The following is a 24,011-nucleotide window of genomic DNA, read 5'->3' as shown; positions in this document are numbered from 1 at the left end:
CTCGTCATGGCCCGGCAAAAAGAAGGCCACAGAACGACGACAGCTCCCGCTCAGCCGTCAGTCCCACTCAACCGTCAGTCGCGCCCAACCGTCAGTCCCGCTCGCCCGCCAGGTGCCGCTCACTCGCCAGCTCGCGCAGGATGCGGGCCAGGTCCGCCGGTGCGGCGGCGAGGCGTACCCGGCGGCCCCCGTCGTCGAGTTCGGCCACGTTCCAGTGCCGGGGGACGGTCTCGCCGTCACCGCCGTGCGCACGCCGTACGTTCCTGACGGTGAGCCGCTCCACGGGAATCCGGCGCGCGGCGAACCGGCCGGGGCCGGGGGCCACGGCGGGCGGTCCGTCGCCGAGGGCGATGTGGGTGCCGTAGCCGTGCGGGTTGTAGTCGGTGTGGTCCAGGAAGCGGGCGGCCAGGAACACCTCCCCCGCCAACTCGTCGTCCACCGCCACCTGTTGGGGCGTCCGCGGCCGGGTGGCGCGCCAGGCCCGGGTGAACAGGGCCGACGTGGCGAGCACACCCGCGACTCCCCAGGCGATCGCCACGAGGGAGGAGAGCAGACGCGTGGGATACAGATAGCAGAGCGGCAACAGCCACAGGGCCGTACCGGCGAGGACGAACGTGAACGGGCCTGCGGACGGCAGGACTTCGTCGGCGGGCAGGCGGCGTCCGCGCAGGGTCAGCAGGGTCAGCGCGGCGGGGTAACCCGCGGCAAGGACGAAGAGGGCCGCGATGTCGGCGACGCCCCCGGTGTGGGTGACGCCGTCGTGCCACACGTAGTGCGCGCCGGAGACCGCCATCACCTCATCGCGCCAGACGGTCAGTCGGACCCGGTCGCCGGGCCGGAACCCCTCAGCCGCCTCGCGCGACACCGGAAGGCGGGTGAGGGGCCGGCCGTCGGTGAAGTACAACCAGCTGTCGTGCCGGGCCTCGTTGACGTCGGTCCGCTCGATCACGGCCGGCAGGGTGTCCACGCACTCCCGGACCTGCGTGGCGGGCGTAGCCTCGGTGCACGGCTTGGCCGCGTGCCACGCCCGCTCGGTGGCCGCGGCCCCCGGCACGAACCACCCGACCGCACCCGCGCACACAAGAAGCAGCACGCACAGGGCAGTTGATCCGGCCCAACCGCGCCCGGCGGTACGGCCGCTGACGACCACGAGGTGGTCCGACACCGGTACACCATGATGACTGTGCAGCGCGCGCAGCGCGGTCAGCTTCTCCTGCACCTCAGGGTCGGGGAGAGACCGCCCGAGGGGGAGGGGCAGGACCCGCTCACGCCCGTCGCGCAGCACTACACCCACACGACAACTCTCCTGCCCCCGCGCGAAGTTGGACCGTCTCAGCCGCACCCGCACATCGGCGACCTCGTCCCACGAGACACTCCAGCGGCGCAGCAGCGTCCGGGACCGCAGACCGCGCGCGTCGGCGTCGACCCGGGCCGTGACCAGGTGGACCGTCAAGAGGCCGATGAGCACGAGCGACGCGGCGACCGTCAACCACGGGACGTACGGCCCGCGATACACGGCCCACCCCGCCGCAGCGACCGCCCCCGCCGCCGTGCACGTGGCGAAGAACCACAGGGCGCGCGGCGAACCGGGGCGGCAGATCACGTCACGGACTTCGGTCATACCGGCGACTGTGCCAGGGCCCGTGCGGCAAGCGCTTGTGCGATCTCCGGCAGTGTTGCGGCCTGCCAGGTTGCCCGGGGGAAGCAAGGTGCGGGCGGCGCTTTCGGGGCCGATCGTGAGGCGCTTCCCTCCTCCCTTCTCCGACAGTTGCCCAGAGACGCTTTCTCACAGCAGCCTCACCGAAGTGACATGGACCGTTCACCAACCCTCCACATTCACAGCTCTGCGCCGAAAGAATCCGGCCATTGACTCACTCCGCGCGGCATCCAGCCGGAGTCGCGGGACGAATCGTTTCCGTATGTGGGGGGACACGTGGTGTCCGCGCAGGAGGGTTCCGGCAGACCGGAGCCCCACAGACCCGTGCTCGATCCGCACGGACCCGTGCTCGATCCGCCGCCCGGGCGGCCACCGGCCGCTCGCGGCCTCGGTGACCGCGTCTTCCGCTACCAGTTGACGGCCACCGGGGTCGTCGTCCTCGGCATCATGGCCGCCGTAGGCCTGTTCCTGCTACTGAGGGCGGCGCAGGCGCTCCGAGCCACCGGACCGTCGTTCCTGACGACGGCCCAATGGCAGCCGGACGTCCACAAGTTCGGCATCGCGGCCGTGCTCACCGGCACCCTGCTGATCGCCGCGGTCGCGGTCACCCTCTCCGTACCACTCGCGGTCGGAACCGCGCTGTTCATCTCGGACGTGGCCCCGCGCGGCCTGCGCCGCACCCTGGTGAGCCTGGTGGACCTGATGGCGGCCGTCCCCTCGGTCGTCTACGGCCTCTGGGGTCTCTTCTTCCTCCAGGCGCACGTGATCGGCCTGTCGCGCTGGCTGTCCGACTGGTTCGGCTGGTTCCCGCTCTTCAAGGTCGACGGCACCCACCCGGGCGATCCGCTCGCCTCCGCGAGCGTGTACACCGCGTCCGCGTTCGTCGCCGGGATCGTCGTCGCGCTGATGGTCGCGCCCATCCAGTGCTCGGTGATGCGCGAGGTCTTCGCCCAGGCCCCGGCCGGCGAACGCGAGGGCGCCTACGCGCTCGGCGCCACCCGCTGGGGCATGATCCGCGCGGTCGTCCTGCCGTACGGCAAGGGCGGCATGATCGGCGGCACGATGCTGGGGCTCGGCCGGGCGATGGGCGAGACGATCGCCGTCTACATGATCATCTCGCCGGTCTTCGTGATCCAGCCGCACATCCTGCAGACCGGCTCGAACTCGGTCTCCTCCCTCATCGCCCTGCACTACGGCGACGCCTCCTCCTTCGGCATGTCAGCGCTGATGGCGGCGGGCCTGGCGCTGTTCCTGCTCACCCTGGCGGTCAACTTCACCGCCTCCACGATCGCGGCCCGCTCGCGGTCCGGCGCGCAGAGCGAGGCATGAGATGACGGTCGTAGAAGAACTCGCGGCACCCGTCGAGGCGGAGCCCGCGACCGCCCAACTCCCGGACGTTCCACGGCGGATCGGCGGTCCCACCCGCTCCGGGGTGCTGGCGCTGTGCGGAGCAGCGATATCCGGCCTGTGCGTGAGCGTGCTCCTGTTCGGTGAACTGGCCCCCTTCTCAGGGGCGTTGGGCTTCGCCGTCACCTGGTACGCCGTCTTCCTCGTCGTCTACGGCGTGCTCACCGGCCTGGAGGAGAACGGCCAGGCGGTACGGGACCGGGTGATGACGGTGGTCCTGTGGACGGCGGCAGGCCTACTGTTCTCCGCCCTCGCCATGGTCGTCGGCTTCACCCTCTGGCGAGGCCGCGAAGCACTCACCTACCTCAACTTCTTCCACCAGGACATGCAGGCGGCGGGCCCGCTCGACCCGCTCGGCGTAGGCGGCATAGCCCACGCGATGATCGGCACTTTGCTGATGATCACCATCGCGCTGCTGATCACCGTCCCGCTGGGCCTGGCCTGCGCGGTGTACCTCAACCAGATCCCCGGCCGCTTCTCCCGCTTCGTCCGCACCATCGTCGAGGCGATGACCGCGCTGCCGTCCATCGTGGCCGGCCTCATGGTCTACGCCGTCTGGGTCCTCCAACTCGGCATGGAGAAATCAGGACTTGCGGCGGGCTTCGCGATCAGCGTCATGATGCTGCCGATCGTGATCAGGGCGGCGGACGTAGTCCTACGGCTGGTCCCCGGCACGCTCACCGAGGCGGCGGAGGCGCTGGGCGCGCCGCGCTGGCGGACGGTCTGGCACGTGGTCCTGCCGACCGCGCGCTCCGGACTCGCCACGGCGGTCATCCTCGGCACGGCCCGAGGCATCGGCGAGACGTCCCCGGTCCTGCTCACGGCAGGCTTCACAGCCGCGACGAACTACGACCCGCTGCACGGCCCGATGATCTCGTTGCCGCTCGCGGTCTTCAGCTTCGTCCGCTCCCCCGAGCCGGCGATGATCGCCCGCGGTTTCGGCGCGGCGGCGGTCCTGATGGCCCTGGTCCTGGTCCTGTTCGTCATCGCCCGCGTCATCGGCGGCCGGGGCCCAGGCCAACAGACCCGCAGCCAGGCCCGCCGCACAGCCCGCGCTTCCCGCCGGGACGCGGCCCGGTTCGCCGAACTCCGGCGGCCGGGCCTGTCGTTGTTCGACGCGCCTCCCCACGAATCGCCGACAACCCCGCCCACCCCAACACCCGAACCACCCGCACCCACCGACGGCGAGTCCGCCCCACAGGGGCCACCCGCACCCGCCGACGAGACCGCCACGACCAGCGCCCGCAGTGGCGGCGAAGCCGACACGGAGGGCGCGCACGGAAGCGGCGAAGCACCCGCAGCCGCCGACGGCGAGTCCGCCCCACAAGGGCCGGCCGCACCCGACGACGAGACCGCCACGCCCAGCGCACGCAGTGGCGGCGAAGCCGACACGGAGGGCGCGCACGGAAGCGGCGAAGCACCCGCGGCCGCCGACGGCGAGTCCGCCCCACAGGGGCCACCCGCACCCGACGACGAACCCATCACGGGTGGTGCGGGTGGGAACGAAAACCCGGCCGGAGGCCGGGACTCCACCCACCAGCCCGCACCCGAAGCCGCGCCCGCACCCGGAGAGACGACCGACTGATGCCCAGCCACCTCACCGCCCCTCTCCGCCGCCTACGCGCACTGGGAACCCTGGCCGGGGTCATCACCGCCCTAGCCGCCCTACTGGCAGGGCCACTCGCCGGACCCGCCGCCGCCGACACCTACACCCCCATCGCCGGCGCCGGCTCCACCTGGGCGGAGAACGCCGTCGACGAATGGCGCCGCGCGGTCAACCAGTACGGCATGCGGATCAGCTACGCCGGCACCGGTTCCTCCGACGGCCGCCGCCAATTCCTCAGCGGCACAGTCGACTTCGCGGTGTCGGACATCCCGTTCCAGACCCACCCCACCGACGGCAGCGCAGCGGAACGCCCCGGCTCGGGTTCGTACGCCTACATGCCGATCGTGGCCGGCGGCACCGTCTTCATGTACCACCTGACCGTCAACGGCAAGCGGGTCACCAACCTCCGCCTCTCCGGCGCCGTGGTCACCAAGATCTTCACGGGGGCAATCAAGACCTGGGACGACCCGGTGATCAAGGCCGACAACCCAGGCCTCGCGCTCCCCCACCGCACCATCGTCCCCGTCGTCCGCTCCGACGGCTCCGGCTCCACCGCCCAGTTCACGATGTGGATGGCCGCCCAGCACAAGTCCCTCTGGAACGCGTACTGCGCGAAGGTGGGCCGCTCCGGCGCCTGCGGACAGACCTCGTACTACCCCACCGTCTCCGGCATGATCGCCCAGTCCGGCGACCTGGGCGTGGCGGGTTACATCGCCCAGAACTACGGCGAGGGCGCGATCGGTTACGTCAACTACTCCTACGCCCTCAACGCGCACTATCCGGTGGCCAAGGTCCTCAACCACGCGGGCTACTACACCGAGCCGACCCCGAAGAACGTCGCGGTCTCGCTGCTCAAGGCGAAGATCAACACGAACAAGAGCTCCGCCGACTACCTCACCCAGCAGCTCAACGGCGTCTACAACGACACCGACAAGCGCAACTACCCGCTCTCCAGCTACTCGTACATGATCCTGCCGCTGAAGGTGCAGGGCACGTTCACGAAGGACAAGGGCAAGACGCTGGGCGCCTTCTCCTACTACTTCATGTGCCAGGGCCAGCAACAGGCGCCGTCGCTCGGCTACTCGCCCCTCCCGATCAACCTGGTGAAGGCCGGCTTCGACCAGATCCGCCGCATCCCGGGTGTGCGGGCGCAGAACATCAACATCAAGAACTGCAACAACCCGACCTTCACCACCGACGGCCGCAACAAGCTGGCGGAGACGGCCCCTTACCCCTCGCCCTGCGACAAGCAGGGCGCGACGGCCTGCACGACGGGCAGCGGCGGCGCCAAGTCGACGACGGGCAACACCGGTTCGGGCGGCACCACGTCCGGCGGCACGACGGGCGGCACCGCGACCGGCACCACCACGGGTGACACCACGGGCGGCAACTCCGCACCACCGTCCGTCGACCCGGACACCGGCCAGGCCCTGACCTCGGGCGGCACCGGCACCGGCGGCACAAGCACGGGCACCGGCACGGCCGCAGCCGCGGCGGACGGCACGATCGCCCTCGCCCAGCCGGTAGCGGTCTCCACGCAACACGGCTGGACCACCACCCAAACCCTGATGCTCCTGGCAGCCGTCCTGATCCTGGGCCTCCTCCTACTCCCGTCGATCGCCTCCCGCCTGATCACGTCCCGCACCAACGACCGCAAGGACGAGGGGAGTTCGCGATGACCACCACGCCCGACAACCCGCACCCGCAGACGGCGAACGAGCCCCACGGGGCCCACCCGCACCCGCAGACGGCGAATCCGCCCCACAAGGCCCACCCGCACCCGACGACGAACCCGCCACGCCCAGCGCACGCAGTGGCGGCGAAGCCGACACGGAGAGCGCGCGCGGAAACCACGAAGCACCCGCACCCGCCGACGGCGATTCCGCCCCACAGGGGCCACCCGCACCCGACGACGAAAGCATCACGGGCGGTGCGGGTGGGAAATCGGAAGGCGATGGCGAAGCCGAGGCTGCTGGTCCGCCTGATCGCCGGCGGAGCCATCGGCGCCCTGGCCGGCCTCGCCGTAGGACAGTCCGCCCCGCCCGCCACAGCCGCCCCGGCCAACGCGAGCGTCACCGTCTCCGGCCGAGGCGAGTTCAAGGACATGAAGTTCACCGTCGACCAGACGACCCACCTCACCAGCCAGGCCATCAGCGTGAGTTGGACAGGCGGCACCCCCACCACGTTCGCCGGCACGCAGTTCAACACCGACTTCGTACAGATCATGCAGTGCTGGGGCGACGACGACGGCACCGTCCCCGCCAACCCCGGCCCGTCCCGCACCCAGTGCCAGTACGGCGCCTCCCCGACCACCGACCGCAGCAGCTGGCCGGGCAACGGCCAGGACGACACCCGGCAGATCTTCTACAGCGCAGACCCCACCAACTACGGCCAGGACAACCGCTACGGCGCCGCCAACCCGAACGCCCCCGGCGAGGTCCCCTTCAAGTCGGTGGACGGCACGACGATCACCACCGGCACCCAGAACAACAAGTTCTTCAGCCGCAACACCACCAACGAGGTCGACTTCGCCCGCACCGGCGCCGACGGCACCGGCAAGGAGTTCTTCGAGGTCCAGACGGCCAACGAGGCCCCCCACCTCGGCTGCGGCGTACCCGTCACCACCGCCGGCGTCACCAAACCCCGCTCCTGCTGGCTGGTGATCGTCCCGCAGGGTCATCTGGACCTGGACGGAAAGCCGTACGCGGACCAGAGCCAGGTCAACGCCGGCTCCCCGGTCTCCTCCACCAACTGGCAGAACCGGATCGCGGTCAAGCTGGACTTCAACAGCGTGGGCACCAACTGCCCCCTGGGCGCCGACGAACGCCCCACCACCGGCAGCGAGTTGGTGGCGGACGCGATGACCAGCTGGCAGGCGAAGCTCTGTGCGGCCGGCAAGGTGTACAGCTACACCGAGTTCGGCGAACCGGACACCCGGTCCCGGCTGATCGCGGACGGTTCGACGGGCCTCGCGTTCACCACCCGCAGGCTCGGGGCAGACACGGGCACGACAGCGCCACCGGGTACGACGACGTACGCGCCGGTCGCCCTCTCCGGAGCCGTCATCGGGTTCACGATCGAACGCAGATCCTCGTCCGGAGCACCGGCGTCCGAGGAGAAACTCGACGGCACCAAGATCGAGTCCATCAAGCTGAACGCCCGCTTGGTCGCCAAGCTGCTCACCGAGTCGTACCGCAGCTCCACCTGGGGTTCGGTCATCAGCGGCACGGCGGTCAAGGGGTACGGCTGGGCGCGGAAGAACCCCTCCGGGCTCGCCACCGACCCCGAATTCATCGCGCTGAACCCGGAGTTCGCCTATCTGTCGGTCGCCGAGACCCCGGCCACCGACACCGATCTGCTGACCTCGCTGGGCCACTCCGACACCGCCCGTGCGATCTGGCAGTGGATCCTCGCCGACAGGGACTCCCGGCAGTTCCTCTCCGGTGTCCCCGACGACGACGGCATGCGGGTCAACCCGTACTACAGCACCAACGCGGACCTGAACCCGACCGGCACCGCCTTCGACCCGTCGAGCACCGACGACTACCCGAAGAGCGACCCGTGGTGCACGATCCCGCCGGGCTCGGGCGCGCCCGCGACGAACAAGCAGTGCATGATCGACTTCCACCCCTATGTGGAGGACATGCACGCCGGCGCCCTGCACGCCCGCCGCGCGGACACCCTGTGGAAGTCCACCTGGGACCCGCTGGCCACTCCGCCGGCGTACAAGAACTCCGGCCCGCAGATCGTCGGTTCGCGCTTCGTCATCACGGTCACGGACGCGGCCTCCGCCGCCCGCTACGGCCTGCAGACCGCCCAGTTGCAGAACAGCGCGGGCAAGTACGTCGCCCCGACCACGGCCGCGCTGACCGCGGCGGCCGCGACCGCCACCGGCTCGGGCGTCCCCGAGGTCACCCCGGCGAACGCCACGGCGAAGGGCGCGTATCCGCTGACCGAGCTGGTGTACGCGGCGGTGCGGCCCGGCAAGGTGAGCAAGGCCGCGCGCCAGGACTACGCGGCGCTGCTGCGGTACGCCTCCGGCGCCGGCCAGACCCAGGGGGCCGATCCGGGCAGGCTGCCGTACGGATACGCCCCGCTCTCCAAGAAGCTGCGCGCCCAGGCCGGCAAGGCCGCCGACGCGCTCGTCGCCTACACCGGTCCGACGTCCACGGGCGGGGGCTCGGCCGACGGCGGCGGTACCTCCACCTCGGGCAGCGGCGCGGGTGGCTCCGCCGGGGGGACCGGTGGCACGGCGGGCGGTGCCGGTACGGGTGCCGGTGGCGCGGGCGCCGGTGCCAGTGTCTCGCCCAGCGCGTCGGCGTCGTACGACGGAGGTCAGGCCGTTGCGACTACGGCGGCCGGCACCACGCCTGCTGACCCTGCGAGTCCGCTGCGCTATGCGGTGCCGGTTGGTGCGGCGCTTGGTGCTTTCGCCGGTGTTGGTGCGCCGTTCGCCGGCGGGGGGCGGTTGTCTCTCGCCTCGGCACAGACGGTTGTTCGTCGGCTGCGGGCCCGTCGTGGCTGGTCGCGCAGTTCCCCGCGCCCCTAAAAGCACTACCCCTACCGGAGTTGAGAACTCCCCATAGACCGCCGTCCGCCCCGAAAGGCAGTCGGGGCGGGCGGCTCGCACCACCATCTCAGATTCACCTGATCCATCCGATGGCACGTCACCTCGCACACCTTCTGGAGAACCGCAATGCGCAGAATGCGCCTCTCGGCGGCCATGGTCGCCGCCGCCGTGGTGTCCGGCACGCTGGCTCTGGCGAGCCCGGCGTCCGCCGACCCCACTCCCGCCGGGACCTTCCGCCAGCTCGTCGGCGTCGGCTCGGACACCACCCAGGACGTCACCAACGCCCTGGCCGGTGACACCGTCAACGGCACCAGCTACTCCGCCACCGGCGTGAAGTCGGCGAACGGCGCGGGCATCGCGTCCTACGACGCGATCGAGCCGGGCACCGGCGCCACCGGCACGAAGATCACCACCCGCTCCGGCGGCACGACCTTCCTGCGCCCGAACGGCTCCGGCTCCGGCCGGACCGCCCTGAGCGAGTCGCTCACCGGCGACCTGGACTCGTCCGGTGCCTCGGTCAAGGGCCAGGTCGACTTCGCCCGTTCCTCCGGCGGTCCGTCCAGCTCCGGCACCTCGCTCACCTACATCCCGATGGCGCGTGACGCGGTCGGCGTCGCGGTCAAGGGCTCGGGCCTGGACACCCTGACCGTGCAGCAGCTGCACGACATCTACATCGGCCGCCTGACCGTGGTGAACGGCCAGACCGTGCACCCGAAGATCCCGCAGCAGAACTCCGGCACCCGCAAGTTCTTCCTGAACGCGATCGGCGTGGCCGACAACGACGTCCCCGTGAGCATCGGCGTCGTCCAGGAGAACCAGGCCAACGCGGCCCTCACCGAGGACGGCGCGCTCGTCCCGTTCTCCGTCGGTTCCTGGATCGCCCAGAACAACGGCGTCTCCCCCGACTACAGCAAGACGGCGGCGGCCGCCGGCGGTCACCTGGCCTCCGTGCAGCTGCCCGGCGACGACGGTGCCACCAGCCCGGTCACCACGGTGAACGGCAAGCTGGCCCCGGTCAACGCCTACTACGAGAACGCCACCTTCGGCCGCGACGTCTACAACGTCGTGCCGAGCCGGGCGATCGACCCGACCAGCATCTTCTACGACAAGGACCTGTACGACGTCTTCGTCACCAGCGGCAGCCACACCGCGCAGCTGGCGTCGGACGCCGCCGAGTCCGTCATCGCCAAGTTCGGTTTCGTCAACGAGTCCTACAACGGCTCCGTCTCCGTCGCCAAGCACGCCAAGCTCGGTGGCCTGGAGGAGTCCAGCTCCTTCGACCACTCGGTGCCGAACGCGCCCGCCCTGAAGTCCACGGTCGGCGACGCGAGCCTCAAGATCGGCTGGACCCCGAACGTCCTCGTCCCGGCCATGCCGGTCACCGACTACCGGGTCACGCTTTTCGGTGCGGACGGCGGCGTCGTCGCCAGCAAGGACGTCCCGGCCTCCACCACGTCGTACTCCTTCACCGGTCTCGCGACCGGCACCTACACCGCCACGGTCACCGCCAACAACGTCAACGGCACCGGTACGGCGGCCACGTGGACCGGCGCGGTCAAGTACGCGAGCACCACCAAGGCGACCACCGCCACCACCGCGTACGGCACGACCCCGAAGGTCGCGGTCACCGTCACCGGCTCGCACGGTGTCGTCCCCAGCGGCAAGGTCACCGTCAAGGACGGCGCGACGGTCGTCGGCACCGGCACGCTGAACAGCTCCGGCAAGGTCACCGTCAACGTGTCGAACCACCTCAAGGTCGCCACGCACAGCCTGACCGTCTCCTACGCCGGGGCGAGCAAGCTCAACGCCTCCTCCGCGACCGTCTCCCTGAAGATCACCAAGGCGACCCCGGCGGTCACCAAGACCGCGCCCGCCTCGATCGCCCACACGGCCCGCGCGAAGGTCACCGTCAAGGTCACCGCGACCGGCACCACGCCGGCCGGCACCGTGCGGATCTACGAGGGCACCAAGCTCCTCGCCACCGGCACCCTGAGCGCCGGCAAGGTCACGATCACCCTGCCGAAGCTCGCCAAGGGCAAGCACACCCTGCACGCCTCCTACGCCGGCTCGGCGACGGTGAACGCGCGCAGCAGCGCCAACTTCGTCATCAAGTCCACCTGATCCAACCGCAGTTGACCGCTTGACCGACCGTGCGGCCGGGGAGACCTCACCGTCTCCCCGGCGGCCCCTACGACGACGACAGCAGACGACGACAGCAAAGGAGGCGGGCCGCCGTGACCGTCGCCACCCCCGTCAGGCCCGCTCCGACCGTGCCGCGCACGCTCGTCCGGAGCGTCCAGAGCGCGCGGAGCGTCACCGCCGTCCGCCACCTCGCCCGCGGCGGCCTGCTCAGCCTCGCCGCCCTCCTGCTCGGCATCACCGCGCAGCTGCTGGTGTTCAGCGGCGCGCAGGAACACTCCGCGCAGCACGCCTCGTTCGACGCGCTGCGGGGTCAACTCGCCCTGGGCACCGCCCCGGTGTCCCAGACCGACCAGCAGGGCAGGCTCCTCGCGCCCGGCACCCCGGTCGCCCTGATCCGTATCCCGTCCCTGGGTCTGAGCCAGGTCGTCCTGGAGGGCACCGACTCCACCGTCCTGACCGACGGCCCCGGCCACCGCCGTGACACCCCGCTGCCCGGCCAGTCCGGCACCAGCGTGCTGATGGGCCGCGCGGCGGCCTACGGCGGCCCGTTCGGGCGGCTGGCCGACCTGCGCGCCGGCGTCACGTTCTCCGTGACCACCGGCCAGGGCAAGGCGACCTACCAAGTAGCCGACGTCCGCCGGGCCGGCGACCCGGCACCCGCCGCCCTCGCCTCGGGCAAGGGCCGCCTGGTCCTGGTCACCGCCACCGGCCCGCACTACATGCCCTCCGGCGTCCTCCGCGTCGACGCCGACCTGATCTCGACCGCCTTCACGACCCCGGCCGCGGTGATCCGCTCCGGCACCCTGCCCGCCTCCGAGGAACCCCTCGCCCGTCCCGACGGCGTGCCGTGGCCCCTGGTGATGTGGCTGCAGGCGCTGCTGCTGGCCGCCGTAGCCGCCGTATGGGCCTGGCACCGCTGGGGCCGTCACCAGACGTGGATCGTCTTCGCCCCGCTCGTCGCGGTCCTGGGCCTCCAGGTCGCCACGCGCACCACCGAACTGCTGCCGAACCTGCTGTGAACCGAGGGATCCCGACATGACCGAGACCGACACCGCCGTCCTGCCCGTCACCACCGCGACCACCGCCCCCGCCACGCTCGAGGCCCGCGCCGTCTCGGCCTGGTTCGGCACCCACCAGGTGCTCGGCCAGGTGTCGCTGACCATGCCCGCGGGCCAGGTCAGCGCGCTCATCGGCCCGTCCGGCTGCGGCAAGTCGACGTTCCTGCGCACCCTCAACCGCATGCACGAGCTGATCCCGTCGGCGGCCTTCGGCGGCGAGGTGCTCTTCGAGGGCGAGGACATCTACGACGCCTCGTGGCGGCTGACGGACGCCCGCCGCCGTATCGGCATGGTCTTCCAGAAGCCGAACCCGTTCCCCGCGATGTCGATCTACGACAACGTGGTGGCCGGTCTGCGCCTGACGGGCACGCGGGTGGGCCGGCGCGAGAAGGACGAGCTGGTCGAGGAGTCCCTGTCCCGCGCGGGCCTGTGGAAGGAGGTCCGCGACCGGCTGCGGCAGCCCGGCGGCGCCCTGTCCGGCGGCCAGCAGCAGCGGCTGTGCATCGCCCGCGCGCTCGCCGTACGCCCCCGGGTCCTGCTCATGGACGAGCCCTGCTCGGCGCTCGACCCCACCTCCACCCGCCGGGTCGAGGAGACGATCCACGAGCTGGCCGGACAGGTCACTGTGGTCATCGTCACCCACAACATGCAGCAGGCCGCCCGCGTCTCCCAGCAGTGCGCCTTCTTCCTCGCCGAACAGGGCACCCCCGGCGGGATCGTGGAGGCCGGCGCCACCGACGACGTCTTCGGCTCCCCGAAGGACCAGCGGACGGCGGACTACGTGGCGGGCCGCTTCGGCTGAGCGTCACACACGTCACGCACGCGCCACACGTGTCACACACGTCACATGAACGAGGGGTTTGGATCGTCGGGAAGCGGTGAGGCGAGCGGGATGCGTGCTTCTCCCACCGCCTCCGCCGACACCCCCGTACGGCTGTCCCCGGCCGCCGTCCCGGCTGCCGCGCCCGTCCCCGGGAAGCAACGCGACCCCTTCTTCGACAACGCCAAGTACCTGGCGATCGTCCTCGTGGCGATCGGCCACGCCTGGGAACCGCTGCGCTCCGACAGCCGCAGCGTCACCGCGCTGTACACGCTCGTCTACGCCGTGCACATGCCGGCGTTCATCGTCATCTCCGGCTATTTCTCCCGGAGTTTCCGCGCGAGCCCGCCGCAGATCAGGCGCCTGCTGACGGGAATCGTCGTGCCGTACGTCGTCTTCGAGACGGCGTACACGCTGTTCACGCGCTGGACCGACCACCAACCCGACCGCGCGATCAGCCTGTTGGACCCGCTGTACCTGACGTGGTTCCTGGCGGCCCTGTTCGTCTGGCGCCTCACGACTCCGATCTGGAACCACGTCCGTCACCCGCTGCCCCTCGCCCTGGCGATCGCGATGCTGGCGACGCTCTCCCCCTCCATCGGCGACGACCTCGACCTGCAACGCGTGTTGCAGTTCCTGCCGTACTTCGTGCTCGGTCTCTCCCTGAAGCCGGAGCACTTCCAGCTCGTACGGCGGCCGGAGGTACGGCAGTTGGCGGTCCCGGTGTTCGTGTGCGCGCTCGCGGCGGCCTACTGGTCGGTCCCGCGCTTCGACTACGCCTGGCTCTTCCACAACGCGAGCGCGCGGCAACTCGGCGTGCCCTACTGGGAAGGACCGGTCATGACGCTGGCCCTGTTCGCCTGCTCGACCCTCCTGGTCGCCTGCTTCCTCGCCTGGGTGCCGCGCCGCCGCACCTGGTTCACCGCACTGGGCGCGGGCACGCTCTACGGCTATCTCCTGCACGGGTTCGTCGCGCAGGGCGCCAAGTCCTGGGGCTGGTACGACCCTTCGTGGGTGCGGGGTCCCCTCGGCGAGATCACGGTGACGGTGGTCGCCGCCGCCGTCGTGACCGCCCTGTGCACACCGCCGGTCCGGCGGGCGTTCCGGTGCGCGATGGAACCGGAGATGCGCTGGGCGTTCCGCCGCGACGCCGCCGAACTCGCCCGTCCCTAGCGATGGTTGTGGTGGATCGGCGGGCCGTTTCGTGAATTCGCGTTGAATCACGGCTGACAGTTCACGGTGATACGACACCCGTGCGCGAGGACGCACAACCAAGCCTCCGAGGGGAGGGTCAGACGCTGTGCCGGAACCCGAACTCCTCGGTTTCCGCCAACTCCCCTTACGTTCCACGGAGGTTGTGCGATGTCCTCTCGTCCTCTCGGTCGCCTCGTCACCCTTGCCCTCGGCGCCGGTCTGGCCGCACCGCTGTTCCTCGCCGGGACCGCGGGCGCCGCCACCGCCCCTGCCACCGCCGCGCTCGGCAACGGCGACAACGAGGTGCTGTACACGGCCGCCGCCGGCCAGACCAACAAGGCGGTCGTGACCGCGTCGACGACCAACCTCTCGACCATCACCTACGTCATCGACGACGTCGTCACGATCAAGCCGGGCGCCGGCTGCGCGTACCCGACCGCCTCGGACCACACCAAGGTCACCTGCACGGTCACCACCTTCGACAGCCAGGACCCGTACCCCACCCTGGAGGTGAAGCTCGGCGACGGCAACGACACCCTGACTTACCACAACAAGACCGACCAGACGTACTACTTCGCCTCGATCGACCTGGGCGCCGGCAACGACAAGTCCACCGACGACGGCAGCGTCGACGGCAACTACGTCTCGGGCGGCACCGGCAACGACACCCTCACCCTCGGCAAGTACTCGATCGGCTGGGGCGACAACGGCAACGACACCCTCCACGCCGGCACCGGGACCATCGCCCAGGGCGGCAACGGCAACGACACCATCACCACCGTGGGCGACGCGGCCGACGGCGGCGCAGGCAACGACGTCATCACCGCCGGCGCGGGGAACCAGAGCCTGACCGGCGGCGCCGGCAACGACCGGATCAGCGGCGGCGCCGGCAACGACTTCATCTACGGCGGGACGGGCAACGACGTCCTCTACGGCAACGCCGGCGCCGACACCATCTACGGCAACTCCGGCAACGACACGCTGTGGGGCGGCACGGGCACGGACGTCCTGTCCGGCGGCCCGGGCCGGAACGTCGTCCACCAGAACTGACGCGGGCCGAGCCTGCCGGGAGGTACCGCACCCTCCCGGCAACGGGCTCTCACATGCGCTCTCACATGGGCGCTCATATGGCCGAGAACGCCGTGTCCAGTCCCGTCATGAGTTGCGCGTACGCCTGCTCCGCGACCGTGACGGCGTCGGCGTACGCCTCGTCGGCGGTGCGGCCGGAGGCCATCGTCCGCCAGTTCTCCAGGGCGAGTTCCTGCTGTGCGGCGATCAGGTGGGTCGCGGCCAGGCGGCGGGTGAACGGGGTGGAGTCCCCGGAGTCGGGGAGGGCGGCGGCGAGCGCGTCGATCTCCTGGCTTCGGTAGCGCTGGACCAGGCCGGTCTGCAGGCTCGGCGTGCCGTACAGCAGGTCCATGAAACCGAGCACGTCGGGATGGTCGTTCAGGCCGGTGATCGGGTCGCGGGCGGCGAGGCGGGCCAGGAAGTGGGCGCGCAGGGCGGCCGCGGGGGTCTGGCCGGGCGGGCGCTCGCCCACGACGCGGGCAGCTTCGCCGAGGTGGTCGGCGAAGCGGTGCAGGACCAGGTCCTCCTTGGTCGGGAAGTACCGGAACAGCGTGGCCTTGGAGACCTCGGCCGCCGCCGCGACCTCGACGACGGACACCTCGTCGAAGCCCTTCTCGCGGAACAGACGCAGGGCCTCCTGCGCGATGAGGTTCCGCGTGCGTTCCTTCTTGCGCTCGCGCAGACCGGCGGGTTCGTCCATGCCGATCACTTTACCAGGCAGGTGAGACTCGGACTCTGATGAGACCGAGAATCTTCTGAGACCTGGTTGCATTTTCTCTTCGTTCGGTGTTCCCTGGAAGCAGTTCGATGCGACTGGACGCAACGACGACGAGGGGACCGCCATGAGCGACGACGACGTCCTGATCGTGGGCGCGGGGCCGACCGGCCTCACGCTCGCCATCGAGCTGGCCCGGCGCGGTGCGGGGGTGCGGATCGTGGACGCTGCCCCGGTCCCGCACCGGGAATCCCGGGGCAAGGGCCTGCAGCCGCGCACCCTGGAGGTCCTGGAGGACCTCGGTGTCACCGAGCGCGCCCTCGCCACCGGGAGGACGCGGCTGCGGTACCGCAAGTACTTCGACGGCGTGCACGTGAACGACACCGACCGCTTCGAGGACGCCCGGCCGACACCGGACGCGCCGTACGCGGGCGGGGTCCTCATAGGGCAGTGGCAGGTGGAGGAACTCCTGCGCGAGCGGCTCGCAGACTTCGGGGTCGGCGTCGAACAGGGCACGGAGGTCATCGGGTTCGAGCAGGACGCGGACGGTGTCACCGCCTTCCTCACCGACGGGGAGCATGTCAGGGCCGGCTATCTCGTCGGCTGCGACGGCGGGCGCAGCCGGGTGCGCAAGGCGATGGGGGTGCGCTTCGACGGCACGACCAACGAGGCGCAGTCGATGGTCGTCGGTGACGTGGCGGCCGAGGGGATCAGCCGGGACGTCTGGCACCAGTGGTTCACGTCGGACGGGGGCGTGATGCTGTGCCCCATACCCGGCACGAACTCCTTCCAGTTCCAGGCCGGCCCCGAACTCGACGCGAACGGCGACCCGTTGCCGCCGACGCTGGAGAGCTTCCAGCGGATCTTCGACCGGCACGCGCGCGTACCCGGCATCACGCTGACCGACCCCACCTGGCTCTCCCTCTGGCGGGTCAACGTCCGCATGGTCGACCGGATGCGCGTCGGCCGGGTCTTCCTGGCCGGGGACGCCGCCCACATCCATCCGATCGCGGGCGGACTCGGCATGAACACCGGCATCCAGGACGCCTACAACCTGGGCTGGAAGCTCGCCCTCGCGACCGCCGGGCAGGCAGCCCCCGGACTCCTGGACACCTACGAGGAGGAGCGCCTCCCGGTGGCCGCCTGGACCCTGGGCATCAGCACGGAGCTGTACGCCCGAGTGCAGGAAGCGGTCAAGGAACCCGGCACCGGCGTCGAGGCCGCCGCCCCGCCCCCGATGGGCACGGGATACCGCTGGAGTTCCCTGGCCACCCCTTCCGCCTCCGCCACCACCGGAGACCCCGACGTCCTGCGCCCCGGCGACCGCGCCCCCGACGCCCCCTGCCTGGACGCCTCCGGCCGCCCGGTCCGGCTCTTCCAGCTGTACGCCGACCCGCGCTTCACCCTGCTCGGCTTCGGCACCGAAGTCGCGGGCGCGGTGGGCAAGTTGGCGGCCGAGTACGACGGTCTGGTGCAGGCGTTCGCGGTGGACGCCGGTGACCTGCGCGACCACGAGGGACATGCCCGGCGGGCGTACGGCGTAACGGACCCGGCACTCGTCCTGGTACGCCCCGACAACCACATCGCACTGCTCACCACCGACCCCGCCGAGATAGCCGCTTATTTGGCGCGCATCGCCACATCTGCGCCGAAAGAGTGATACTCGGAGTATGAGCACGGCAGCGTATGAACTACTGGCCGCGTCGTCGCACAACAATCTCGACGTGGCCGCCGCCTTCCTCGGTGGCCTGGTGATCGCAGGCGCGCTGGTCTGGGCCATACATTTCGGTATGAAGGTCCGGGACCAGGAACTTCCACGGCCGCTCCCCGAGGAGCAGCCCCACCTCCCCGCCACCGGCGCGGTCCACGAGATGCGCGAGATGCGGGAGCCCGACGAGATGCCCGTCGCCTCGGAGGAGAAGGAGCGGCTGATGCCGTACCAGCTCCACCACTCCGGGAGCCGAACGGGCAAGGACCAGAGCCGACACCGCTGGCTGCCGGGAAGGAGCGGTTCCTTCGGCGGGGGCGGCATCGGCCACGTGTGATCTGACCTGCGGTTTCTCGGGGTTTAGGGGTTCCGCGGAGGTGGCTCAGGCCTCCGCCGCGGGCAGCGTCACCTCGAAGCGGCAGCCACCGGACACGTTCCGTACGGCGGCCCGCCCCTGATGCGCCTCCACGATGCCGCGCACGATCGCGAGCCCCAGCCCGGCCCCGGCCGGCGGGGTCCGTGCGTGTGTGCCGCGCCACCCGGTGTCGAAGACGCGCGGCAGATCCTCCTCCGGGATACCGCCACAGCCGTCCGTCACCGACAGGACGACGCCTTCGGTGGTCCGTTCGGCGGCGACGGCGACCGTGCCGTCGGCAGGTGTCCGCCGGATCGCGTTGACCAGCAGATTCCCCAGCACCCGGCTCATCTCCTTGCCGTCCACCTCGACCGGCACCGGTTCGATCAGCTCGCCGACCAGCCGTACGCCGTGCTCGCGCGCGAGCGGGTCCGCTCCGGCGAGGGCGTCGCCGATCAGGTCGTAGAGGGACATCCGGGAGCGGGTGAGGGCGAGGGCGCCGGCGTGGATGCGGGAGAGTTCGAAGAGGTCGCCGACCATGTCGTTGAGGCGTTCGACCTCGGTGCGGATCTGGCGGAGGTAGCGGTCGGGGTCGGCGGCGACGCCGTCCTCCAGGGCCTCGGACATCGCGCGGAGACCGGCCAGCGGGGTGCGCAGATCGTGGGAGATCCAGGCGACGAGTTCACGTCGCGACGACTCCAACGCCCGTTCGCGGTCCCGGGATTCGGCGAGCTTGGCGCTGGTGGCGGCCAACTCGCGGCTGAGGTCGGCCAGTTCGGCGGTGGCGGCGCCCTGCGGGGCGGAGAAGTCGCCGTCGTCGCCGAAGTCGCGGGCGGCGCGGGCGAGTTCACGACTCCGGGCGACGACCCAGCGGCCGAGCAGCAGGGCCGTGGCCAGGGAGACCACGGCGGCCATCGCGACCACGGTCGTGACCACGGACAGGTCGTGCCGGGACAGGAACATCGCCTGCGCCACGGCCAGTGTCCCGGCGAGCATCGCGGTCACGGCGACGGCGGCGACCACGGACACGGACGTGGTGAGCGAACGCCGGCGCAGCAACCACAGCGCGCCCACACCGAGCACCCCGGTCGCGGCGGCCCCGAGAAAGGCGAACAGGGCGATGAGCAGCATGTCGCGCATGATCAGCCCTCCGCCGAGGGTCCGGCGGCCGGGGTCGGCTCGAAGCGATATCCCACCCCCCACACCGTCTGGATGAGCCGGGGCCGCCCCGGATCGTCCTCGACCTTGCCGCGCAGCCGCCGCACATGCACGGTGACGGTCGACAGATCACCGAAGTCCCACCCCCACACCTCCCGCATCAGGTCCTCCCGCGCGTAGACCCGCCCCGGATGCCGGAGGAAGAAGGTGAGGAGGTCGAACTCCCGGTGGGTGAGGGCGAGTTCGACACCGTCCTTGGTGGCGCGCCGGGCACCGGGATCGACGGCCAGCCCGCCGGCCCCGAGCGGGGTCGGGGACCCCACCGGCGACCGGGACCGCCGTAGCACCGACTCCACCCGCAGCACCAGCTCGCGCGGGCTGAAGGGCTTGGTGACGTAGTCGTCGGCGCCGACCTCCAGCCCCAGAATCCGGTCGTCCTCGTCGCCGCGGGCGGTCAGCATGATCACCGGCACGGGCCCACGCCCCCGCATCCGCCGGCAGACCTCAAGCCCGTCCATCCCCGGCAGCATCAGATCGAGCACCACCAGGTCGGGCCAGTGCGCATCGGCCCGCGCGAGCGCCTCCGGCCCGTCCCCGGCCCGCTCCACGACATACCCGGCACGGTCGAGATACCCGGAGACCACTTCGGCGACGGTCGGATCGTCATCCACGACCAGCACCCGGGCGCCGACGGCCCCGTCGACCTCCCCGACCTTCTCGTACGACTGCTGCATACGGCCAGCCTCGCACCACCAGGCCACCGATACCGCCCCGCACCGGCTCAGAGCGCGGAACGTCCGCGTTCCGTAAGATCCGGAGGCTTCAGCCGAACCCCCTGCGGACTATCGCGCCGGGAACAGACAGAACTCGTTGCCCTCGGGGTCGGCCAGCACGTGGTGGTCCTCATGGCGGGCGAGGACGCTCGCGCCCAGTCCCACCAGGCGCCCTGTCTCCTCCTCCGGATCCTCCGCGAGCAGGTCCAGGTGGAGCCGGTTCTTGCCGGACTTGGACTCCGGTACGAGTTGGCACCAGACGCGCGGGCCGCCCCCGGACGGTTCGACCAGTACCGTCGGGTCGTCGTCCGGGCCCGCGACGCCCAGCGCGCGCAGACGGGCCAACTCGGCCTCGTCGTAAGGGGCTACGGCGTACCCGTCCAGCGCCGCCGCCCAGAAGCGGGCCGTGGCGGCGGGACGGGCGCAGTCGATGACGATGTCGCGGAGTCGGGCCATCGGGGCATCATGCACACCGACGGCGACCGTTGTCCTTCTCTACCGCCTCGCCCCGGACATCGAAGCCGCCGGGTCGTACACCGCCAGGGCCCAGATCACGAACACGTCGACCGCGATCATGATGACCGACCAGATGGGGGCGTACGGGAGGAACATGAACTGGAGGATCGCGCTGAGGCTCGCGAGGACGATGCCGCAGACGCGGGCCCAGCTCATGCCCCGGAGGATGCCCCAGCCGGTGACCGCGCCGACGGCGCCGACGCAGAGGAGGATCACGCCCCAGCCGGTGAGGTTGATGCTGTACACGTAGTCGCCGACGCGGGTGTACACGTCGTCCTTCGCGAGTGCGGAGATGCCCTGGAGGATGGCGATGACGCCGTTCATCAGCATCAGGACACCGGCGAACACGGCACCGCCGACCGCCAGACCGCCGCCGGACGGGGGCGCGCCGTGGCCGCGCGTGCCGGGCGCCTGGCCGGGCCGACCGCCGGAGTCGTTCCAGGCCGAGGACTTCTCCTCGCCGCCGGTGGACGTCGAGTGCGGCTGCTGTGTCGAGTGCGGCTGCTGCGTCATGGCCGTGCCCCACCTCTCTGTGGTCCGTGGTGCTTCACCCGTGGGTGCTTTGGCGCTTTGGTGCTTCGGTGCTTCGACCATCCGGCCGTGGCACTGCCTCCACCAGGGGAGTTACGCCATCCGGGTGACACCCTGCGCGGCCCCCGGCCCCGGCCCCGGCTCCGTCGCCAGGAACTCCACCACCGCCAGCGCGAACACCAACGCGAGCGCCAGCCCCACCACCACCCACCCCGTCGGACGCGACCACAGCAGATACGCCAGCAGGGCCGCGCCCACCAGCACCCAGCCGATCCACGCCCGGTACCGCCGCACGAACGGCCCCACCGGCCCCGTACGCAGCCCCGCCCCGTCCGCCGTCGCCCGCACCGCCCCGATCCCGGACGTCCACAGCCGCCGTACGAGACCCGCCCGGCGCCCCGGACCCGTCAGCCAGGCGCCCAGCGCGACCACCACTCCCAGTGCCACGACCATCCGTACCGTCGTGTGCAGGAAGCGGGTCAGCGCGTCGTACACCGCGGCGGCCGCCGCCGGTGAGACTCCCGCCGGGAGGGCGTCCAGGTACAGGGCGCGGAAGATCCGTAGCGCGATGCCGAGGACGGCCGTCGCGGTGGCCACCCCCAGGGCGCCGGTGACCAGTGCCCTGCGTCGGCGGACCGCCAGGAGTACGCCGCCCGCCACCAGCGCCACGGCCACCAACGGCAGCCAGGTGCCCGCGAGTTGGAGGAGGCGGAAGTACTTCCGGTACTTGGCGAGGTCGTCGTTCCTGAGCAGGGTGATCGACGTGTGGATCTCGGGGATCTTCCCGGCGACCGTCATCCCGTCGTCGACCAGCCGCTGTTTCACCTGGTCCACGACCGGACCCACGTCGAGCGTCACCGCGCCGTCGTCGAGGCGTACCGCACCGCCGCCGCTGCCGGTCAGGGCTTTTTCCACAGTGCTGTGGACACGGCGGTTCGCCTCCTTCCAGATCGTGGCGAAGGCGCCGGACGCGGCGACGGCTTGCGCCTTGTCGTGGACGAACGCGCGGACCGCGTCCTCCAGCGAACCGCCCAGCGCCCCCAACGCCCTTTCCAGCAGCGGGCGTTCAGCGGAAGCCACGCCGGAGAGGAGTGCGGTGAGGTCGAGGTGGTCCATCACGGCCGTGGTCACCCGGTTCGCCACGGCGTTCTGGATGTCCGGGTCGGAGGCGAGGGGCGCCACCGTCTTCACGTAGCGGCCCGTGTCGCCCACCGTGTCCGCCGTCCACGCGGCCACCGCGCCCAGCGGAGCGAGCACACACCCGATGACGACCAGAAGGACGGCGACCAGCGAACGCACCCGGTGCCGCGACCGCCCCGCCTCCAGCTCGGCCACCCTCGCCCGCAGTCGGTCGAGTTCCGTCACCCCTGCCTCCTCCGCGCCACTGCCTGTCAGCGCATCCCCGATGGCCCGGGTCCGCGAGCAGGGCCGCGCCGTTCGGGTGACGCCGGCATGCGGGCGCACGGCATCGGACCTTCACTTGAGGGACGGCCCGGAGAAGCGGCGACTCGACTCATGGAGGCGACATGGCCTGGAACAGGGGTGGTGCGACGCTCGCTACGGTCGTCGCCCTCGGACTGACGGGTCTCACCGGACTGACCGGTTGTTCCGGCGACAGCAGTCCCTCCTCCGTCGCGAGCAAGGCCGCGTCCGCCGTCGCGTCCATCGGCGCGCAGGCCACGGGTGCGATCGCGTCGGCGACCGCCGAGGCCGGCCGCAGGCTCGACGAGGTGAAGAACGGCGTCGACGCCAAGGAGGCCGTGAAGCTCGGCTCGCCGGCCACCGACTCGGGCGGGCGCAGCACCGTCGAGGTGACCGTCGACAACAGCGCCGGCTCGGCCAAGTCCTTCGCCGTACAGGTCGAGTTCAAGGACACCGGCGGCAATCTGCTCGACACGGTGGTCGTCACCGTCTCCGACGTCCCGGCCGGCAAGTCCGCCACGGCGACCGCCCGCAGCAACCGCGACCTGTCGGGCGGCGTGCGGGCGGCGGTCGGAACGGCACTGCGGTACTGACCCGTCCCGCAAGTCCCCTCCCACCAAAGGGAGTCGGAGTCAGGCCATCCAGAAGAAGACGGCGGTCATCCGCTTCTCCTCCAGCGTGCTGCCGTGGTAACTGGTCGCGCTGTGCACGAGGTTGGCGTGGTAGAGCAGCAGGCTGTTGTACTTGTGCGGCACGCGCACGTCTTCCTCAAAGGCGTCGGGCGCGACGAACCGCGTCCCGAGGGCGTCCACGAGGTTGTTGTGCGGAGCCTGCACGACATTGCCGCCGAGCCGTCCGCCGGGCAGATGCTGCCGGTAGAAACTGGTCCCGCAGTCCTTCGGCACAGAGGGGTTGAGGTACAGCACGGCGGCGTACCGGCACAGGGCGCGGGAGTCGGTGTGCGGCCGGGGCTCGCTCTCGCCCTCCCCCACGACCTGGATGCAGTTGTGGTTGAGGGTCCCGCCCCCGGGCGCCTTCTGCACCCACAACTCCTTGGCCCCGGTGGCCTGTTTGACCAGCCGCTCGATCCGCCCCAACTCGGACGGCTCCAGCCCCGGCATGGTGCGCAGCCCCGGCCAGGTCTCCGACGTGTACGGATACCCCTTCACCCAGTCGTCCTTGGCGAGACACCGCTCCCGTACGGCGTCCACGTCGGGCAGCACGTCGTTCAGCACCCAGTAGTCGCGGCCCTTGGTGGGCTTGCGGTAGGGGAGCACGGGGAGGGGGGCCTGGCGGGCCCGCTGCTGGGGG

Annotated in this window: 20 protein-coding genes; 12 read left to right on the top strand and 8 right to left on the bottom strand. The window is 71.1% G+C overall.

Annotation, left to right across the window (positions count from 1 at the left end; all coding sequences use genetic code 11):
- Positions 1 to 91: 91 nt before the first annotated feature.
- Positions 92 to 1,621, bottom strand: coding sequence for a PH domain-containing protein (locus OO70_RS09565; RefSeq protein ID WP_043667015.1), 1,530 nt, complete (start codon positions 1,619 to 1,621; stop codon positions 92 to 94).
- A gap of 360 nt (positions 1,622 to 1,981) precedes the next feature.
- On the opposite strand from OO70_RS09565, the gene pstC reads away from it, so the two are divergent.
- The 9 genes from pstC (at position 1,982) to OO70_RS09520 (ending at position 15,504) form a co-directional block, all read left to right on the top strand.
- Positions 1,982 to 2,986 carry a phosphate ABC transporter permease subunit PstC gene (gene pstC, locus OO70_RS09560; protein ID WP_234336802.1) on the top strand — a complete coding sequence of 335 codons (1,005 nt, stop codon included), beginning with the start codon at positions 1,982 to 1,984 and terminating at the stop codon, positions 2,984 to 2,986.
- A gap of 1 nt (position 2,987) precedes the next feature.
- Complete coding sequence (gene pstA, locus OO70_RS51775; RefSeq protein WP_063749699.1) at positions 2,988 to 4,649, top strand: phosphate ABC transporter permease PstA; 1,662 nt, start codon at positions 2,988 to 2,990, stop codon at positions 4,647 to 4,649.
- Complete coding sequence (locus tag OO70_RS09550) at positions 4,649 to 6,349, top strand: phosphate ABC transporter substrate-binding protein PstS (RefSeq protein WP_043667012.1); 1,701 nt, start codon at positions 4,649 to 4,651, stop codon at positions 6,347 to 6,349. The genes pstA and OO70_RS09550 overlap by 1 nt, the downstream gene beginning before the upstream one ends.
- A 275-nt stretch (positions 6,350 to 6,624) precedes the next feature.
- Positions 6,625 to 9,219 carry a hypothetical protein gene (locus tag OO70_RS09545; RefSeq protein ID WP_051741007.1) on the top strand — a complete coding sequence of 865 codons (2,595 nt, stop codon included), beginning with the start codon at positions 6,625 to 6,627 and terminating at the stop codon, positions 9,217 to 9,219.
- Positions 9,220 to 9,366: 147 nt separating this feature from the next.
- Positions 9,367 to 11,361 carry an Ig-like domain repeat protein gene (locus OO70_RS09540; protein WP_106971646.1) on the top strand — a complete coding sequence of 665 codons (1,995 nt, stop codon included), beginning with the start codon at positions 9,367 to 9,369 and terminating at the stop codon, positions 11,359 to 11,361.
- A 113-nt stretch (positions 11,362 to 11,474) separates the two neighbouring features.
- Positions 11,475 to 12,401: a sortase gene (locus OO70_RS09535; RefSeq protein ID WP_051741005.1), complete on the top strand. Its 927-nt coding sequence runs from the start codon at positions 11,475 to 11,477 to the stop codon at positions 12,399 to 12,401.
- 16 nt (positions 12,402 to 12,417) lie between these two features.
- On the top strand, positions 12,418 to 13,242 hold the full coding sequence (locus tag OO70_RS09530) for a phosphate ABC transporter ATP-binding protein (protein ID WP_043667009.1): 825 nt from the start codon (positions 12,418 to 12,420) through the stop codon (positions 13,240 to 13,242).
- 90 nt (positions 13,243 to 13,332) lie between these two features.
- Positions 13,333 to 14,433 carry an acyltransferase family protein gene (locus OO70_RS09525; RefSeq protein ID WP_043667008.1) on the top strand — a complete coding sequence of 367 codons (1,101 nt, stop codon included), beginning with the start codon at positions 13,333 to 13,335 and terminating at the stop codon, positions 14,431 to 14,433.
- A 189-nt stretch (positions 14,434 to 14,622) separates the two neighbouring features.
- Entirely contained in the window at positions 14,623 to 15,504 is an 882-nt protein-coding gene (locus OO70_RS09520) for a calcium-binding protein (protein ID WP_043667006.1), read from the top strand.
- Positions 15,505 to 15,577: 73 nt separating this feature from the next.
- Here the strand turns inward: OO70_RS09520 and OO70_RS09515 are convergent, their stop codons facing one another.
- Positions 15,578 to 16,222: a TetR/AcrR family transcriptional regulator gene (locus tag OO70_RS09515; protein WP_043667005.1), complete on the bottom strand. Its 645-nt coding sequence runs from the start codon at positions 16,220 to 16,222 to the stop codon at positions 15,578 to 15,580.
- A gap of 142 nt (positions 16,223 to 16,364) precedes the next feature.
- Here OO70_RS09515 and OO70_RS09510 point away from each other — a divergent pair, with 142 nt between their 5' ends.
- On the top strand, positions 16,365 to 17,897 hold the full coding sequence (locus OO70_RS09510; protein ID WP_043667004.1) for an FAD-dependent monooxygenase: 1,533 nt from the start codon (positions 16,365 to 16,367) through the stop codon (positions 17,895 to 17,897).
- Positions 17,898 to 17,907: 10 nt separating this feature from the next.
- Entirely contained in the window at positions 17,908 to 18,282 is a 375-nt protein-coding gene (locus OO70_RS09505) for a DUF6479 family protein (protein WP_043667002.1), read from the top strand.
- A 45-nt stretch (positions 18,283 to 18,327) separates the two neighbouring features.
- On the opposite strand, the gene OO70_RS09500 is transcribed toward OO70_RS09505, so the two are convergent.
- The 5 genes from OO70_RS09500 to OO70_RS09480 form a co-directional block, all read right to left on the bottom strand.
- Positions 18,328 to 19,440 carry a sensor histidine kinase gene (locus OO70_RS09500; protein WP_043667000.1) on the bottom strand — a complete coding sequence of 371 codons (1,113 nt, stop codon included), beginning with the start codon at positions 19,438 to 19,440 and terminating at the stop codon, positions 18,328 to 18,330.
- 2 nt (positions 19,441 to 19,442) lie between these two features.
- Positions 19,443 to 20,192 carry a response regulator transcription factor gene (locus OO70_RS09495; RefSeq protein WP_043666999.1) on the bottom strand — a complete coding sequence of 250 codons (750 nt, stop codon included), beginning with the start codon at positions 20,190 to 20,192 and terminating at the stop codon, positions 19,443 to 19,445.
- Positions 20,193 to 20,300: 108 nt separating this feature from the next.
- Positions 20,301 to 20,687: a VOC family protein gene (locus OO70_RS09490; protein WP_043666998.1), complete on the bottom strand. Its 387-nt coding sequence runs from the start codon at positions 20,685 to 20,687 to the stop codon at positions 20,301 to 20,303.
- 39 nt (positions 20,688 to 20,726) lie between these two features.
- Positions 20,727 to 21,260: a DUF7144 family membrane protein gene (locus tag OO70_RS09485; protein WP_043666997.1), complete on the bottom strand. Its 534-nt coding sequence runs from the start codon at positions 21,258 to 21,260 to the stop codon at positions 20,727 to 20,729.
- A 111-nt stretch (positions 21,261 to 21,371) separates the two neighbouring features.
- Positions 21,372 to 22,643, bottom strand: a complete 1,272-nt coding sequence (locus tag OO70_RS09480) for a hypothetical protein (protein ID WP_234336801.1) — start codon at positions 22,641 to 22,643, stop codon at positions 21,372 to 21,374.
- Positions 22,644 to 22,804: 161 nt separating this feature from the next.
- On the opposite strand from OO70_RS09480, the gene OO70_RS09475 reads away from it, so the two are divergent.
- Entirely contained in the window at positions 22,805 to 23,293 is a 489-nt protein-coding gene (locus OO70_RS09475; protein ID WP_051741003.1) for a hypothetical protein, read from the top strand.
- A 39-nt stretch (positions 23,294 to 23,332) separates the two neighbouring features.
- Here OO70_RS09475 and OO70_RS09470 read toward each other — a convergent pair whose 3' ends face one another.
- Complete coding sequence (locus OO70_RS09470; protein WP_063749704.1) at positions 23,333 to 23,977, bottom strand: DUF6445 family protein; 645 nt, start codon at positions 23,975 to 23,977, stop codon at positions 23,333 to 23,335.
- Between the last annotated feature and the right edge of the window lie 34 nt (positions 23,978 to 24,011).

Origin of the sequence: Streptomyces xylophagus, from assembly GCF_000716435.1 — a bacterium.
GTDB lineage: Bacteria > Actinomycetota > Actinomycetes > Streptomycetales > Streptomycetaceae > Streptomyces > Streptomyces xylophagus.
Note: the sequence above shows the minus strand (reverse complement) of the source record. Positions and strands in the feature narration are given on the sequence as shown.